13 protein-coding genes and 2 rRNA genes are annotated in these 15,919 nt (G+C 45.6%); 4 read left to right on the top strand and 11 right to left on the bottom strand.

The window, feature by feature from the left end; translation table 11 throughout:
- Positions 1-52: 52 nt before the first annotated feature.
- The 3 genes from GYO_RS27110 to GYO_RS27095 all read right to left on the bottom strand — a co-directional run bounded on the left by GYO_RS27110 (position 53) and on the right by GYO_RS27095 (position 5,877).
- A 23S ribosomal RNA gene (locus tag GYO_RS27110) occupies positions 53-2,980 on the bottom strand.
- Between the two features lie 169 nt (positions 2,981-3,149).
- Positions 3,150-4,699, bottom strand: a 16S ribosomal RNA gene (locus GYO_RS27105).
- Together the 16S and 23S rRNA genes form the textbook arrangement of a ribosomal RNA operon.
- 293 nt (positions 4,700-4,992) lie before the next feature.
- Positions 4,993-5,877 carry a nucleotidyltransferase-like protein gene (locus GYO_RS27095; RefSeq protein WP_014113120.1) on the bottom strand — a complete coding sequence of 295 codons (885 nt, stop codon included), beginning with the start codon at positions 5,875-5,877 and terminating at the stop codon, positions 4,993-4,995.
- Positions 5,878-6,085: 208 nt separating this feature from the next.
- Between GYO_RS27095 and GYO_RS27090 the strand changes: the two genes are divergently transcribed.
- Entirely contained in the window at positions 6,086-6,439 is a 354-nt protein-coding gene (locus tag GYO_RS27090; RefSeq protein WP_014113119.1) for a YgzB family protein, read from the top strand.
- A 34-nt stretch (positions 6,440-6,473) separates the two neighbouring features.
- Here GYO_RS27090 and perR read toward each other — a convergent pair whose 3' ends face one another.
- Both perR and bcp read right to left on the bottom strand, forming a co-directional pair.
- Entirely contained in the window at positions 6,474-6,911 is a 438-nt protein-coding gene (perR, locus tag GYO_RS27085; protein ID WP_003223285.1) for a peroxide-responsive transcriptional repressor PerR, read from the bottom strand.
- A gap of 132 nt (positions 6,912-7,043) precedes the next feature.
- Positions 7,044-7,517, bottom strand: a complete 474-nt coding sequence (gene bcp, locus GYO_RS27080) for a thioredoxin-dependent thiol peroxidase (RefSeq protein WP_003223280.1) — start codon at positions 7,515-7,517, stop codon at positions 7,044-7,046.
- A 153-nt stretch (positions 7,518-7,670) separates the two neighbouring features.
- Here bcp and GYO_RS27075 point away from each other — a divergent pair, with 153 nt between their 5' ends.
- Positions 7,671-8,960: a glutamate-1-semialdehyde 2,1-aminomutase gene (locus GYO_RS27075; protein WP_041520896.1), complete on the top strand. Its 1,290-nt coding sequence runs from the start codon at positions 7,671-7,673 to the stop codon at positions 8,958-8,960.
- A 218-nt stretch (positions 8,961-9,178) separates the two neighbouring features.
- Positions 9,179-10,240: an aromatic acid exporter family protein gene (locus tag GYO_RS27070; RefSeq protein WP_014113117.1), complete on the top strand. Its 1,062-nt coding sequence runs from the start codon at positions 9,179-9,181 to the stop codon at positions 10,238-10,240.
- A gap of 74 nt (positions 10,241-10,314) precedes the next feature.
- Here the strand turns inward: GYO_RS27070 and GYO_RS27065 are convergent, their stop codons facing one another.
- From GYO_RS27065 to fabL, 5 genes are all read right to left on the bottom strand, one after another.
- The gene (locus GYO_RS27065) at positions 10,315-12,057 is read right to left on the bottom strand and encodes an ABC transporter ATP-binding protein (protein ID WP_014113116.1); all 1,743 of its coding nucleotides are present in this window, start codon (positions 12,055-12,057) and stop codon (positions 10,315-10,317) included.
- An 86-nt stretch (positions 12,058-12,143) separates the two neighbouring features.
- Positions 12,144-12,674: a nucleoside tri-diphosphate phosphatase gene (gene ntdP / locus GYO_RS27060; RefSeq protein ID WP_003223272.1), complete on the bottom strand. Its 531-nt coding sequence runs from the start codon at positions 12,672-12,674 to the stop codon at positions 12,144-12,146.
- 143 nt (positions 12,675-12,817) lie between these two features.
- A complete protein-coding gene (locus GYO_RS27055) occupies positions 12,818-13,078 on the bottom strand; it encodes a YgaB family protein (protein WP_014113115.1) in 261 nt (86 codons plus the stop codon).
- A gap of 173 nt (positions 13,079-13,251) precedes the next feature.
- A complete protein-coding gene (gene sspE, locus GYO_RS27050) occupies positions 13,252-13,509 on the bottom strand; it encodes a gamma type acid-soluble spore protein SspE (RefSeq protein WP_014113114.1) in 258 nt (85 codons plus the stop codon).
- Positions 13,510-13,577: 68 nt separating this feature from the next.
- The gene (gene fabL, locus GYO_RS27045; RefSeq protein WP_014113113.1) at positions 13,578-14,330 is read right to left on the bottom strand and encodes an enoyl-[acyl-carrier-protein] reductase FabL; all 753 of its coding nucleotides are present in this window, start codon (positions 14,328-14,330) and stop codon (positions 13,578-13,580) included.
- Positions 14,331-14,411: 81 nt separating this feature from the next.
- On the opposite strand from fabL, the gene yfhS reads away from it, so the two are divergent.
- Entirely contained in the window at positions 14,412-14,636 is a 225-nt protein-coding gene (gene yfhS, locus GYO_RS27040) for a mother cell protein YfhS (protein ID WP_003223257.1), read from the top strand.
- 7 nt (positions 14,637-14,643) lie between these two features.
- On the opposite strand, the gene mutY is transcribed toward yfhS, so the two are convergent.
- Positions 14,644-15,753: an A/G-specific adenine glycosylase gene (gene mutY / locus GYO_RS27035; protein WP_041520895.1), complete on the bottom strand. Its 1,110-nt coding sequence runs from the start codon at positions 15,751-15,753 to the stop codon at positions 14,644-14,646.
- Between the last annotated feature and the right edge of the window lie 166 nt (positions 15,754-15,919).

Here is a 15,919-nt window from a genome sequence, read left to right as displayed (position 1 = left end):
AAAAACTTATTCTCTCAAAACTAGATAACAGGTGTGACATCATTCAAAAATGTAGGTTAAGTCCTCGATCGATTAGTATCTGTCAGCTCCATGTGTCGCCACACTTCCACCTCAGACCTATCAACCTGATCATCTTTCAGGGATCTTACTTCCTTGCGGAATGGGAAATCTCATCTTGAGGGGGGCTTCATGCTTAGATGCTTTCAGCACTTATCCCGTCCGCACATAGCTACCCAGCGATGCCCTTGGCAGAACAACTGGTACACCAGCGGTGCGTCCATCCCGGTCCTCTCGTACTAAGGACAGCTCCTCTCAAATTTCCTGCGCCCGCGACGGATAGGGACCGAACTGTCTCACGACGTTCTGAACCCAGCTCGCGTACCGCTTTAATGGGCGAACAGCCCAACCCTTGGGACCGACTACAGCCCCAGGATGCGATGAGCCGACATCGAGGTGCCAAACCTCCCCGTCGATGTGGACTCTTGGGGGAGATAAGCCTGTTATCCCCGGGGTAGCTTTTATCCGTTGAGCGATGGCCCTTCCATGCGGAACCACCGGATCACTAAGCCCGACTTTCGTCCCTGCTCGACTTGTAGGTCTCGCAGTCAAGCTCCCTTGTGCCTTTACACTCTGCGAATGATTTCCAACCATTCTGAGGGAACCTTTGGGCGCCTCCGTTACCTTTTAGGAGGCGACCGCCCCAGTCAAACTGCCCACCTGACACTGTCTCCCCGCCCGATAAGGGCGGCGGGTTAGAAGGTCAATACAGCCAGGGTAGTATCCCACCGATGCCTCCACCGAAGCTAGCGCTCCGGTTTCCAAGGCTCCTACCTATCCTGTACAAGCTGTACCAACATTCAATATCAGGCTGCAGTAAAGCTCCACGGGGTCTTTCCGTCCTGTCGCGGGTAACCTGCATCTTCACAGGTACTATAATTTCACCGAGTCTCTCGTTGAGACAGTGCCCAGATCGTTGCGCCTTTCGTGCGGGTCGGAACTTACCCGACAAGGAATTTCGCTACCTTAGGACCGTTATAGTTACGGCCGCCGTTTACTGGGGCTTCAATTCGCACCTTCGCTTACGCTAAGCGCTCCTCTTAACCTTCCAGCACCGGGCAGGCGTCAGCCCCTATACTTCGCCTTACGGCTTCGCAGAGACCTGTGTTTTTGCTAAACAGTCGCCTGGGCCTATTCACTGCGGCTCTCTCGGGCTTGCACCCTAACAGAGCACCCCTTCTCCCGAAGTTACGGGGTCATTTTGCCGAGTTCCTTAACGAGAGTTCTCTCGATCACCTTAGGATTCTCTCCTCGCCTACCTGTGTCGGTTTGCGGTACGGGCACCTCTCACCTCGCTAGAGGCTTTTCTTGGCAGTGTGGAATCAGGAACTTCGCTACTAAATTTCGCTCGCCATCACAGCTCAGCCTTATGGGAAACGGATTTGCCTATTTCCCAGCCTAACTGCTTGGACGCGGATATCCAATACCGCGCTTACCCTATCCTCCTGCGTCCCCCCATTGCTCAAATGGTGAGGAGGTGGTACAGGAATATCAACCTGTTGTCCATCGCCTACGCCTTTCGGCCTCGGCTTAGGTCCCGACTAACCCTGAGCGGACGAGCCTTCCTCAGGAAACCTTAGGCATTCGGTGGAGGGGATTCTCACCCCTCTTTCGCTACTCATACCGGCATTCTCACTTCTAAGCGCTCCACCAGTCCTTCCGGTCTGGCTTCACAGCCCTTAGAACGCTCTCCTACCACTGTTCGAAGAACAGTCCGCAGCTTCGGTGATACGTTTAGCCCCGGTACATTTTCGGCGCAGAGTCACTCGACCAGTGAGCTATTACGCACTCTTTAAATGGTGGCTGCTTCTAAGCCAACATCCTGGTTGTCTAAGCAACTCCACATCCTTTTCCACTTAACGTATACTTTGGGACCTTAGCTGGCGGTCTGGGCTGTTTCCCTTTCGACTACGGATCTTATCACTCGCAGTCTGACTCCCAAGGATAAGTCATTGGCATTCGGAGTTTGACTGAATTCGGTAACCCGGTAGGGGCCCCTAGTCCAATCAGTGCTCTACCTCCAAGACTCTTACCTTGAGGCTAGCCCTAAAGCTATTTCGGAGAGAACCAGCTATCTCCAGGTTCGATTGGCATTTCACCCCTACCCACACCTCATCCCCGCACTTTTCAACGTGCGTGGGTTCGGGCCTCCATTCAGTGTTACCTGAACTTCACCCTGGACATGGGTAGATCACCTGGTTTCGGGTCTACGACCACGTACTCATGCGCCCTATTCAGACTCGCTTTCGCTGCGGCTCCGCATCTTCTGCTTAACCTTGCACGGGATCGTAACTCGCCGGTTCATTCTACAAAAGGCACGCCATCACCCGTTAACGGGCTCTGACTACTTGTAGGCACACGGTTTCAGGATCTCTTTCACTCCCCTTCCGGGGTGCTTTTCACCTTTCCCTCACGGTACTGGTTCACTATCGGTCACTAGGGAGTATTTAGCCTTGGGAGATGGTCCTCCCGGATTCCGACGGAATTTCACGTGTTCCGCCGTACTCAGGATCCACTCAGGAGAGAACGAAGTTTTGACTACAGGGCTGTTACCTTCTATGGCGGGCCTTTCCAGACCTCTTCATCTACCTCGTTCCTTTGTAACTCCGTACAGAGTGTCCTACAACCCCAAGAGGCAAGCCTCTTGGTTTGGGCTAATCCCGTTTCGCTCGCCGCTACTCAGGGAATCGCATTTGCTTTCTCTTCCTCCGGGTACTTAGATGTTTCAGTTCCCCGGGTCTGCCTTCTCATATCCTATGAATTCAGATATGGATACCACTCCATTACGAGTGGTGGGTTTCCCCATTCGGAAATCTCCGGATCAAAGCTTGCTTACAGCTCCCCGAAGCATATCGGTGTTCGTCCCGTCCTTCATCGGCTCCTAGTGCCAAGGCATCCACCGTGCGCCCTTTCTAACTTAACCGTTAAAAAGAATCACTATGTGATATCTTGTCTTACTAATTGAATGTGATGTCTACTGTTATCTAGTTTTCAAAGAACACGTTTCGAAGGAATGATCCTTCAAAACTAAACAAGACAGGGAACGTTCTGTTTATAAGACCCAAGGTCTTATATTCCGTAAATATCCTTAGAAAGGAGGTGATCCAGCCGCACCTTCCGATACGGCTACCTTGTTACGACTTCACCCCAATCATCTGTCCCACCTTCGGCGGCTGGCTCCTAAAAGGTTACCTCACCGACTTCGGGTGTTACAAACTCTCGTGGTGTGACGGGCGGTGTGTACAAGGCCCGGGAACGTATTCACCGCGGCATGCTGATCCGCGATTACTAGCGATTCCAGCTTCACGCAGTCGAGTTGCAGACTGCGATCCGAACTGAGAACAGATTTGTGGGATTGGCTTAACCTCGCGGTTTCGCTGCCCTTTGTTCTGTCCATTGTAGCACGTGTGTAGCCCAGGTCATAAGGGGCATGATGATTTGACGTCATCCCCACCTTCCTCCGGTTTGTCACCGGCAGTCACCTTAGAGTGCCCAACTGAATGCTGGCAACTAAGATCAAGGGTTGCGCTCGTTGCGGGACTTAACCCAACATCTCACGACACGAGCTGACGACAACCATGCACCACCTGTCACTCTGCCCCCGAAGGGGACGTCCTATCTCTAGGATTGTCAGAGGATGTCAAGACCTGGTAAGGTTCTTCGCGTTGCTTCGAATTAAACCACATGCTCCACCGCTTGTGCGGGCCCCCGTCAATTCCTTTGAGTTTCAGTCTTGCGACCGTACTCCCCAGGCGGAGTGCTTAATGCGTTAGCTGCAGCACTAAGGGGCGGAAACCCCCTAACACTTAGCACTCATCGTTTACGGCGTGGACTACCAGGGTATCTAATCCTGTTCGCTCCCCACGCTTTCGCTCCTCAGCGTCAGTTACAGACCAGAGAGTCGCCTTCGCCACTGGTGTTCCTCCACATCTCTACGCATTTCACCGCTACACGTGGAATTCCACTCTCCTCTTCTGCACTCAAGTTCCCCAGTTTCCAATGACCCTCCCCGGTTGAGCCGGGGGCTTTCACATCAGACTTAAGAAACCGCCTGCGAGCCCTTTACGCCCAATAATTCCGGACAACGCTTGCCACCTACGTATTACCGCGGCTGCTGGCACGTAGTTAGCCGTGGCTTTCTGGTTAGGTACCGTCAAGGTACCGCCCTATTCGAACGGTACTTGTTCTTCCCTAACAACAGAGCTTTACGATCCGAAAACCTTCATCACTCACGCGGCGTTGCTCCGTCAGACTTTCGTCCATTGCGGAAGATTCCCTACTGCTGCCTCCCGTAGGAGTCTGGGCCGTGTCTCAGTCCCAGTGTGGCCGATCACCCTCTCAGGTCGGCTACGCATCGTTGCCTTGGTGAGCCATTACCTCACCAACTAGCTAATGCGCCGCGGGTCCATCTGTAAGTGGTAGCCGAAGCCACCTTTTATGTTTGAACCATGCGGTTCAAACAAGCATCCGGTATTAGCCCCGGTTTCCCGGAGTTATCCCAGTCTTACAGGCAGGTTACCCACGTGTTACTCACCCGTCCGCCGCTAACATCAGGGAGCAAGCTCCCATCTGTCCGCTCGACTTGCATGTATTAGGCACGCCGCCAGCGTTCGTCCTGAGCCAGGATCAAACTCTCCGATAAAGTGGATCACAGGTTAAGTTCACCGCATCCTGCGGTGACACCTGTGTGACCTGCGTCGTGCAGGCCTTAGTTTGACTGACTACGCACATCGCTGTGCGATTTTATAAAAAATGAATTAACAGGTACGTTTTGTCTTGTTTAGTTTTCAAAGATCATTTTCACTTCTTGTCGAAGCGACTTTATTAATATAACATTTTGACTTTCTTATGTCAAATGTTTTTTTAATTTATTTCTCCGCCGCTGTGAGCTTGTTTTTCAGAAGCGCATCAGCGACGTTTAATAATATAACACGGTCAAGAATCAGAGTCAATATCTTTTTTAAAAGAATATCCTCGATGATAAACAGCCTGCCCTTTTGTTTCTATCTGGCAGACGTTGATAAGTCCCTTGTCCGTCAGGTAATCAAGCATAACGCCAAGGTCTTGGGTGAAGTGCTTTAAGTCAGGATGCTGAAGAAACTCACCGAATTGCCAAATGTCTTTTTCATTCATTACTTCGAAAAGATGAGCCGAACCGATCTCAGCTTTGGAATGGATGAGAAAATCATTTGCTAAGAATAATAATTCGAGTCTTTTTTCCAAGCTCTCGTGGCTTTCAATCAACTCGGAATATAATTTATACACTTGAGGCTCCATCTGGCGCACTTGGCTCCATACCGTGGTTTCCGGATGGAATCCCCTGTCGATTACTTCAATACGCGCTAAATGGTGCAGCGCATGAACAACCGCGTTGTAGGCATCTAAAAATTGATTGGCTTCAAAAAAAGCTTTGCCTTCAACATATCTTCTGATTAATTTGCCGTATTCGAGCCCGATCTTCAGTTTGCGTTCGGCAAACGGAAATGTATTGAGCCTATCAATCAGCTCGACAATGTATTCGTTACGATCAAACAAGACTCTGCCATTGACAATCCAATCTATGATTCTTCTATTTGTCCCGAGCAAAATCCATTCTTGAATCTGAGAATCTGTTACGACATGCAAAGAAGCTGTTTTTTGATCAAATTCATAATGCTTTATAAAAACAGGCTCGTCAGCCTCCTTTACAATCACCAGCAAAGCAGCATCAAAGTTATCTGTTAAGGAAGATGTTTTGTTTCTTCTCTCAATCATAATGACAGCCAATGTATTGGGATGACTTGCTCTTTCTTGGTAAATTGGACGGAGAAGATTATCCATCACTATTCCTCCAATGCAATTGTTCAAAATTTTTTATTCTCTATTTGATTCAATTCTATGGTCAAAACGAAATCCCTCTTTTTCTAAACACATTGAACTATTATAAACAAATTCACAGTAAGTCTCCATATATAAATTCCAGTTCAACCGAAAACATGAAGAAAATCCCATTGGGTTTGTGCTATAGTTAAATCAGAGGGGGATGGACATGGCGAAATACTCCAGCAAAATTAATAAAATCAGAACATTTGCGTTAAGTTTGGTTTTCGTTGGGTTTATCATTATGTACATCGGTATCTTTTTCAAAGAGTCAGTTTTGCTATCTAGTTTGTTTATGATACTTGGGCTTTTATCCATCGGTCTCAGCACGGTTGTTTACTTTTGGATCGGAATGCTTTCAACCAAAGCGGTTCGCGTCATATGTCCGGGCTGTGAAAAAGAGACAAAGGTTTTGGGAAGAGTAGATATGTGCATGCATTGCAGAGAGCCGCTGACTTTAGATAAAGGCTTAGAAGGAAAAGAATTTGATGAATCTTATAATAAAAAGAAAATGTCCAAATAAAATAAGCTGACCGTTTCGTGCGGTCAGCTTATTTTTAATGGTTTTCTTTTTTCGAACACTCTTGGCAGACGCCGTAAATTTCTAAACGGTGGTGGCTTACTTTAAAGCCCGTGACATGGGCAGCGAGCTGCTCCACTTCGTCAAGGCCCGGGTAATGGAAGTCCACAATTTTACCGCAGTTTTCACAAATCGCGTGATAGTGATCGGATGTGACAAAATCGAATCTGCTGGAAGCATCACCGTATGTGAGCTCTTTTACCAAACCGGATTCCCGGAACACACGCAAATTGTTATATACCGTCGCTACGCTCATGTTAGGAAATTTCCCTTCCAGAGCTTTATATATATCGTCCGCTGTTGGATGAGCCATAGAGTTAACGAGATATTCCAGAATCGCATGACGTTGAGGAGTAATGCGAACTCCGGTTTCCTTCAACGTTTCTAAGGCTTCTTTTAGTTCATGTGCAGCCATCCGTCATGCACCTCTCTTCTAAAAAAAATTCTTACATTGTAATGTTTATAATTAGTGTAACTCTTTCTACGATAATTTGTCAATTGATATCAGGGTAAAAGTAAGCATATCATTTGAGGCTGATAGACGCATTTACTTTTCCGACATATCTTTGAGCGTTTGAAGCGCTTCGGCTACATGGTCTTTCACTTTTACCTTTCTCCATTCTTTAACGAGCCGGCCTTCTTTATCAATTAAAAAAGTGGAGCGCTCAATCCCCATATATTCTTTCCCGAAGTTTTTCTTCAGCTTCCATACATCAAACGCTTCCGCCAGCTTATGTTCGTCATCAACAAGAAGCAGAAAAGGAAGGTTATGCTTCTCTTTAAATTTTCCGTGTTTTTCCTGGCTGTCGGGGCTGACGCCGATAATAACGGCATCCAGTTCAGCGAAGCTTTCATGGCTGTCCCGAAAATCGCATGCTTCAGTTGTGCATCCCGGTGTCATGTCTTTTGGATAAAAGTAAAGCACGATATACTTTCCTTTATAATCCGATAAAGTTACTGTTTCCCCATGATCGCCTTTTAACTCAAGATCAGGTGCTTTTTGTCCGATTTCTATAGTCATTACGTTACCTCCGGATGTTTTTTTATTAAGCGTATCCAATTCTTGTCCAGATTACAACCGTCGTCCCTTGCATCTTAAGACCGAATCCATTGTTCTTGTTCGGAAGCATGCTACAATAGAAAGGACGCATGGAGATATAGGAGGTTTTTATTCTTGCATACAAAATCAATTGAACTTCACAATGAGGCATTAGAACACATTGTCGGCGGTGTAAACAGCCCGTCTAGATCATATAAAGCAGTCGGCGGCGGTTCTCCCGTCGCAATGGAAAAAGCAAACGGCGCTTATTTTTGGGATGTGGACGGCAACAAATACATCGATTATTTAGCGGCTTACGGTCCGATCATTACCGGACATGCCCACCCGCATATTACAGAAGCGATTAAAAATGCAGCAGAGAACGGCGTATTGTATGGAACACCGACAAAACATGAGGTTACATTTGCAAAGATGCTCAAAGAAGCCATTCCTGCTATGGACAAAGTAAGATTCGTCAATTCGGGAACAGAAGCTGTTATGACGACTATCCGCGTGGCTCGCGCATATACAGGCCGGACAAAAATCATTAAATTTGCAGGCTGTTACCACGGACATTCGGATCTTGTGCTTGTCGCCGCCGGTTCCGGCCCATCTACTCTTGGCACACCAGACTCAGCCGGTGTACCAAAAAGCATTGCAAACGAAGTGATCACAGTTCCATTTAATGATATTGAAAGCTATAAAGCGGCCCTTGATAAATGGGGCAGTGAAATCGCGGCGGTTCTCGTCGAGCCGATTGTCGGCAACTTCGGAATTGTTGAGCCGAAAGAGGGCTTCTTGGAAAAAGTAAATGAACTGACACACGATGCGGGCGCTCTCGTTATTTACGATGAAGTCATTACGGCTTTCCGCTTTATGTATGGCGGCGCGCAGGATCTGTTACAGGTGAAACCGGATTTAACAGCACTCGGAAAAATTATCGGCGGCGGACTTCCGATTGGCGCCTATGGCGGCAAAAAAGAAATCATGGAGCAGGTAGCCCCGCTTGGACCGGCTTATCAGGCCGGAACAATGGCCGGGAACCCCGCTTCCATCCTATCAGGCATCGCTTGCCTGGAAGTGCTCAAAGAGGAAGGCGTGTATGAAAAGCTTGATCACCTTGGCGCTATGCTGGAGGAAGGCATTTTACAGCACGCAGAAACACACGGCATCACGATTACTGTCAACCGCTTAAAAGGCGCACTCACGGTTTATTTCTCTGATGAGAAAGTCGAAAATTACGAGCAGGCTGAACGCAGTGACGGAAAAACATTCGCTACGTTTTTCAAGTTGATGCTGGAACGCGGAATTAATTTAGCACCTTCTAAATATGAAGCCTGGTTTATTACAACAGCACATACAGAGCAAGATATTAAAGACACGCTCGCAGCGGTCGAGGATGCTTTTAAACATCTTAAAAACTAGAATTTGACACCTTGGACAGGAGCATTGAGCTCCTGTTTTTTTATGGATTCAAATAACGTGTAAGATTTTGGTCTTTTTCTAGAAAAATAGCTTGAATATTTGTATTGATCCCTGTATATTACTTAATTGTTTAGCAAATAAACTAACCGGGAATTTTAAGGATTAGCCATTTGCTATGTCACACAATTTACTATAGAAAGGAATGCACGCACAAACCAATGAAACTTGGTGCCCGCATTTTCAAAACCGGGATTGCGATTACACTTGCCCTTTATTTGGCTTCGTGGATCGGGCTTCCCGCGCCGATTTTCGCTGGAATTGCAGCGATATTTGCGATCCAGCCGTCGATTTACCGCTCTTTTCTCATTATTATTGACCAGGTTCAGGCAAATATCATCGGAGCTGTGATTGCCACAGTGTTCGGCCTTATTTTCGGACCCAGCCCGATTATGATCGGGTTAACAGCAGTTATTGTCATTACAATCATGCTGAAACTTAAAATTGAACATACAATTTCAATTGCTCTTGTAACAGTCATTGCGATATTAGAATCTGCCGGTGACGACTTTTTAATGTTCGCGCTGATCAGAACAAGCACAGTCATCTTAGGGGTGCTTTCTTCCTTTATCGTCAACCTTGTGTTTTTGCCTCCTAAGTACGAAACAAAGCTGATTCATAATACCGTCGAAAACACCGAAGAAATTATGAAGTGGATCAGATTGTCCATGCGGCAGTCAACAGAGCATTCGATTTTGAAAGAGGATATTGAAAAACTGAAAGAAAAAATGATCAAGCTTGATCAGACATATCTTCTATATAAAGAAGAAAGAAGTTACTTTAAGAAAACGACTTATGTGAAATCAAGAAAGCTTGTCCTGTTCAGACAGGCCATTATTACTGCAAATCGGGCGCTTGATACATTGAAGAAGCTGCATCGTCTGGAAAACGAGATCTATCATATGCCGGAAGAGTTTCAGGAAACACTGACTGAAGAGCTTGATTACCTGCTTTACTGGCATGAACTGATTTTGATGAGGTTTGTCGGCAAAATCAAGCCGCATGATGACGCGGATGAAGAAGGCATTCGATATAAGCAACTTTTAACAAAGTCATTTTTAAAAAATCAGCAAAACACGGATGATGAGCTTATTGATTACAACATGCTCAATATTATGGCAAGTGCCGTAGAATACCGCGAGCAGCTCGAACATTTAGAAACACTCATCACAAGTTTTCAAACGTATCATCCGAAAGACTGCGAAATAGAAACAGAAGAGTAACCCGGTTAACCAGCCGGGTTTTTTATATACAAAAAAATCTTATATCCTTCGTTAAAAGGATATAAGATTGATGTTCAGCTCAAATTTTGAATGGTAAATAAGTGCTTGTATTGACTGTCATAGTCCATGAGTTCATCATGAGTTCCGATTTCGATGATTGTACCGTTTTCCATGACGACAATCTTATCCGCATGTGTGATCGTCGATAAACGGTGGGCGACAACAAAAGTTGTTCTGTCCTTCGCCAGTTTGTCCATCGCTTCTTGAATATAATGCTCACTTTCCAGATCAAGAGCTGATGTCGCTTCATCTAAAATAAGGAGCGGCGGATTTTTCAGAAATACCCGCGCGATTGAGATCCGCTGCTTTTGTCCGCCTGACAGCTTAACGCCTCTTTCTCCCACCCGGGTCTCATACCCTTCTGAAAAACTCATAATAAATTCATGGGCATTGGCAGCTTTGGCAGCTTCAATAATCTCTTCAAGGGGTGCATCAGGTTTGCCGATTGCGATATTTTCCCGAATCGTCTCACTGAATAAAAAGGTATCCTGAAGCACCATGCCAACCTGGTTGCGAAGGCTTCTCGCCTCATAATCGCGAATATCAGTTCCGTCAATCAGCAGTCTGCCGCTAGTCACATCATAAAATCTCGGGATCAGGCTGACGAGCGTTGATTTACCTCCTCCGCTCATGCCGACAAGAGCTACGGTTTCTCCTCTATTTACTTTTAAAGAGACATCATGGAGAATGTTTTCTTTTTCCTTTTCATATTGAAACGAAACGTTTTGAAATTCCACTCCTCCACGGATCTGGTCAGCTTTAATGGCATTTGGTTTGTCAGTGAGTTCATATGGCTCGTCAATAAATTCAAACACCCTGTCCATTGATGCGATTGATTGTGTCAATGTTGTAGAGGAATTGATCAGCCTTCTCACAGGGTTGTACATTCTGTCAATATATCCGACAAACGCGACCATTGTTCCGACTGTCAGCGGTCCATTAATGACAAAATAGCCGGCACACGCAATGACGATGAGCGGCGCCAAATCTGTAATGGTATTAACGACCGCAAAGGTTTTGGCATTCCAATTCGTGTGGCTGATGGCTTTATCTAAGAAATGGCTGTTTTTCTCATTAAAATTAGCCTGTTCATGATCTTCTATCGCAAAGCTTCTGATGACCGGCATGCCTTGAATGCGCTCGTGCAAATGTCCCTGCACTTGAGCTAGCGCCTGCGATCGCTCCCTTGTCAGCTTTCTTAAACGGCCGTAAAAATACTTCACTGATATGCCGTATAATGGGAATAAAACGATAGAGATCAGCGTTAATTTAATGTCCAGTGTCAGCATGATAGAGATCACAATCAAAATCGTCAGCATATCAAGCCAAATATTCATCAGGCCTGTGATGACAAAATCCTTTGTTTGTTCCACATCATTGATCACTCGGGAAATGACTTCCCCTGTTCTTGTATTCGCATAAAAACGAAGGCTCAATTTCTGTATATGGTCAAACAGCTTGGCTCTTATATCGTAGAGTACCTTGCTGGCTGTCCACTGGGCAAAATATTGCCTATAGTATTCAACAGGCGGGCGTAAAATTAAAAATAAGGCGAACATAATCGCCATAATGGTGAACAATGACGTTGTTTTGTCACTGGCTGTGCCGCCTCCTTGAATAATGTCGTCAACTACGTACTTCAGAAGCAATGGGAGAGCAAGCGGAATGGAGAATTTTACGATCCCGATTAACACTGTAACGAAAATTTGCTTCTTATAAGGTTTGACGAATTGCATGTAGCGTTTCATAACCCCCACGTTGATTCCCCCTCTCTCTTTACCATGATGTGTGTGAGCCCATGTGAAAAACCTGTTGTACCCCGCAACAGGTTTTTACGTAACCATTATTTTGTATAGCGCAAATACCGTTCATACCACATATCGACAAACTCGGGCGCAAACGGTCCCTGACGCTGGTGAATCCAATGGAGCAGCGTGTTTAAGTAGTCTCTTAAAATACTGTCGATTTCTTTTGGATAATTCATGGCTTTCCGATGATCATCATATTCGTCTTCATCGAGAATATTGTAGGTCATGTCAGGAAAAACCTTAACATCTAGGTCATAATCAATATATTTAATTGCTTCGCCATCATAGGCAAACGGAGAACTGATGTTGCAATAGTAATGAACCCCGTCTTCCCTCAGCATCCCGATGACATTAAACCATTGTCTTGCGTGAAAATAACAGATTGCGGGCTCTCTGGTTATCCATGTCCGGCCGTCTGATTCGGTTACCATCGTCCGGTCATTGGCTCCGATGACACACATTTCTGTACTTTTTAAGATTGTTGTCTCATTCCAAATTCTATGAATCAGCCCGTTATGCTTATAGCTGTGAATTTGAATGGTTTCTCCTTCCTTGGGATAACCCATATTTCTCCCCTACTTTCTATAAAGCCCTACAGTTAGTATGTCCAAATTTGCTTACCGACAACGTCTTTTACCTATTATAACGTTACAAATTGAAAAATGAAAATAAAAGAGCCATTCCGGCCGGGGAATGGCACATTCCTGCTCTACACAAAGGAAGACGGCTTTTCTGAGCTGCGATAAGAACGAATCACCTGCTCTGTCTGCTTTTGAAACATATCCTGTATATCGGCAAGATGTTTCCGTTTTACCGCAATTTCATCCTGAATACCGCGCAGCCTTGCATCCCTTTCCAAATGCCGGAGTTCTGCTTCAATTTGTTTGCAGCGGTCGAGCTCTGATTGGAGATCGAGAAGCTTATCCATCGTTTTCATCTGTTCGCTTACCAGCTTTTCAAATTCCGTCATCGGTTCCTCCTTCAGCCTGGTGAAAGTATAAACGTTTCCTCCTTTTATCATTTCGATCCCAATACAGCAAACCCTTTGACTCATTCTGTAGACCTTTCACAAGTTTTGTCGTTTTACAAACAAAAAAAAAGCACTTCCACCCGAAGATGAAGTGCTTTTTTCTGTTTCAGTGATTAGCTGTTTTGTTGTTTGTTTTGTTCAGCAGATTGGTTTTGCTGTCTTACCTGCTGTGCGTCAGTTTCACTAGCGAATTCAGTGCCGAATTGACCTTGTTGGCCAGCAGCTGATTGCTGGTTTTGTTTTCTGACTTGCTGAGCGTTTGTTTCGCTAGCAAATTCAGTGCCGAATTGACCTTGACCAGCAGCTGATTGTTGGTTTTGTTTTCTAACTTGTTGTGCGTTTGTTTTGCTGAAATTGTTTGAGTTAGCCATTGTTATCACCTCCACGGTCATTAGAATGTGCAGGTGATCGTATAGCTATTCCTCTTTTTTAAAAATTTTTAAACGAGCAGTGAGCGTCCGCCGTCAACGATTATTGTCTGTCCGCGGATCATGTCAGCCTTGGAAGAGACTAGAAATTCAACAGTATCAACCATGTCTTTAATTTCGACCATGCGTCCTGCAGGCGTGTTTTGACGCGCATCCTCAAGCAGATCCTCTCTGTTCGGGAAGTGTTTGAGCGCATCTGTGTCAATCGCTCCGCCTGATACGGCATTGACGATAATTTGTTTTGATGAGAGCTCAACCGCAAGATAACGGGTTAAAGCCTCTAACGCCGCTTTTGATACACCAACCGTGGTGTAGTTTTCAAGGTAGCGGATCGAACCTAATGAACTGATGCTGACGATATGCCCGCCTCCGTTCTTTTCCATTAGCTTGGCCGCTTCCTGAGCACAGAAAAGCAATGCTTTCGCATTAATGTTCATCGTCCAGTCCCAGTGAGTTTCTTCTAGTTCCATGACAGGTCTCAGAACGCCTGAAGCGGCATTATTAACAAAAACATCAAGTCTGCCGAACGTTTCATCAATTTGCTGAAACATTTCTTTGATTTTTGCCGGCTGTCCTACGTTTGCTTTTACAACAAGCACTTTGACGCCAAGCTTTTCGATTTCCTCCGCTGTTTCTAAAGCGGCTTTTTTGCTTCGTGCATAGTTAATAACAATGTTATAGCCGTTCTCAGCAAGTCTGATCGCGGCCGCTTTTCCGACACCGCGGCTGCTCCCTGTTACGAGTGCGCATTTATTTTGTTCCATTTTTCCTCATCTCCTTGTAGCGTATAGTTCTTTTATTTCCACAAACAATAATGGTAAGAACTTAAAAGGGGGTCTTCTGTTATGTATGTCGGACGTGATATGAGCGAATTAAACATGGTTTCCAAAGAAGATTGGAAAAACAGTGAACTCGCCTATTTTCATCATGCCTTTCAGCAAATTATGCCTTATTTGAACGAAGAAGGCCAATCAAAATACCGTGAATTAACGCAAGAAATTGAAGCGCGCGGCGGAATGAAGCGCAATGAAGCGGACTACAGCCACGGCACGCGCGTCTCCTACGATTAACAATTGTTTACGGAGCAGCCGAGTATGCGGCTGCTTCCACTGCCATCTTCCAGATTTTTTGATGTGATACCGGGAACGCAAATTGTTCGAGTTCTTCCTTCGTTACTTTTTTCAGCTCTGAGGTATCCGACACTTGTTTTACTTTACCGAAAAACACAGAAATATTCCATACCAGGTGGGTGAAAACGTGCTCAACTACACCTTGCAGATCACTGATATCAGCTTGTATCCCGCATTCGTTCTCTAAAAATGCAGTGAGCTGTTCACGCTCGGTTTTGATCCCTTTTTGTGTTTCAAGATTAGGGAATTCCCACAGGTTAGCGAGCAAACCTTTTGACGGCCGTTTGTGTATATACACTTGTCCATCTTCATCAGTCAGTACGATCGCGGCCATTGTTTTGATCCCGGGCTTTTTCTTTTTGCTTTTTACCGGAAGCTCCCGTTCAGTGCCTTCTTCAAATGCTGAGCAATGCTTCTGAACAGGGCATAGCAGGCATGAAGGTGATTTTGGCGTACAGATCAAGGCTCCAAGCTCCATCAGGCCTTGATTGAACTCTGAAGGTTTTTCTTTGGAAATAAATGCACGGACTGCGTCTTCAAAGATCGTTCTTGCTTTCGGTTTGGCGATATCATCCCAAATGGAAAGAATTCTGGACATGACACGCATTACATTTCCGTCAACCGCGGGAATCGGTTTATTATAGGCAATGCTCAGCACAGCTCCCTTTGTATAAGGGCCGACACCTTTTAAGCCGCCAAACTCTTTCTCTTCTGAAGGGACAATGCCGCCGTACTCCTGTTTCACTTCTTTTACCGCGCTTTGCAGGTTTCTGACTCGCGAATAATAGCCGAGCCCCTCCCATGCTTTCAGCACTTTTTCTTCATCAGCATCAGCGAGCGCTTCCACTGTCGGGAATTGTTCCACAAACCGCAGAAAGTAAGGAATCACTGTCTCTACTCTCGTTTGCTGCAGCATCACTTCAGATACCCACACTTTGTATGGATCTTGGTCCTCCCTCCACGGCAGAACGCGCTGCTCCCGTTCGAACCATGAGATTAAATCATCGCGAAATCGCTGTATGTCTTTTTGTTTTAATTTGTCTTCAAGTACATTCATATGTGTTTCTCCCCAGTCTTTCGCGCCCCGCTTTTCTTTAGACTGTTTTTTGTTGTACACTAAGGGCACAGTACGATAATATGTTACATTAAATAGAAGTAAAGAAAAAGCGGAAACATATGAGAACGATTGAATCGGGTTAAAAATTGGGTATATGAAAATGGGG

The organism is Bacillus spizizenii TU-B-10, from assembly GCF_000227465.1.
Lineage (GTDB): Bacteria > Bacillota > Bacilli > Bacillales > Bacillaceae > Bacillus > Bacillus spizizenii.
Note: the sequence above shows the minus strand (reverse complement) of the source record. Positions and strands in the feature narration are given on the sequence as shown.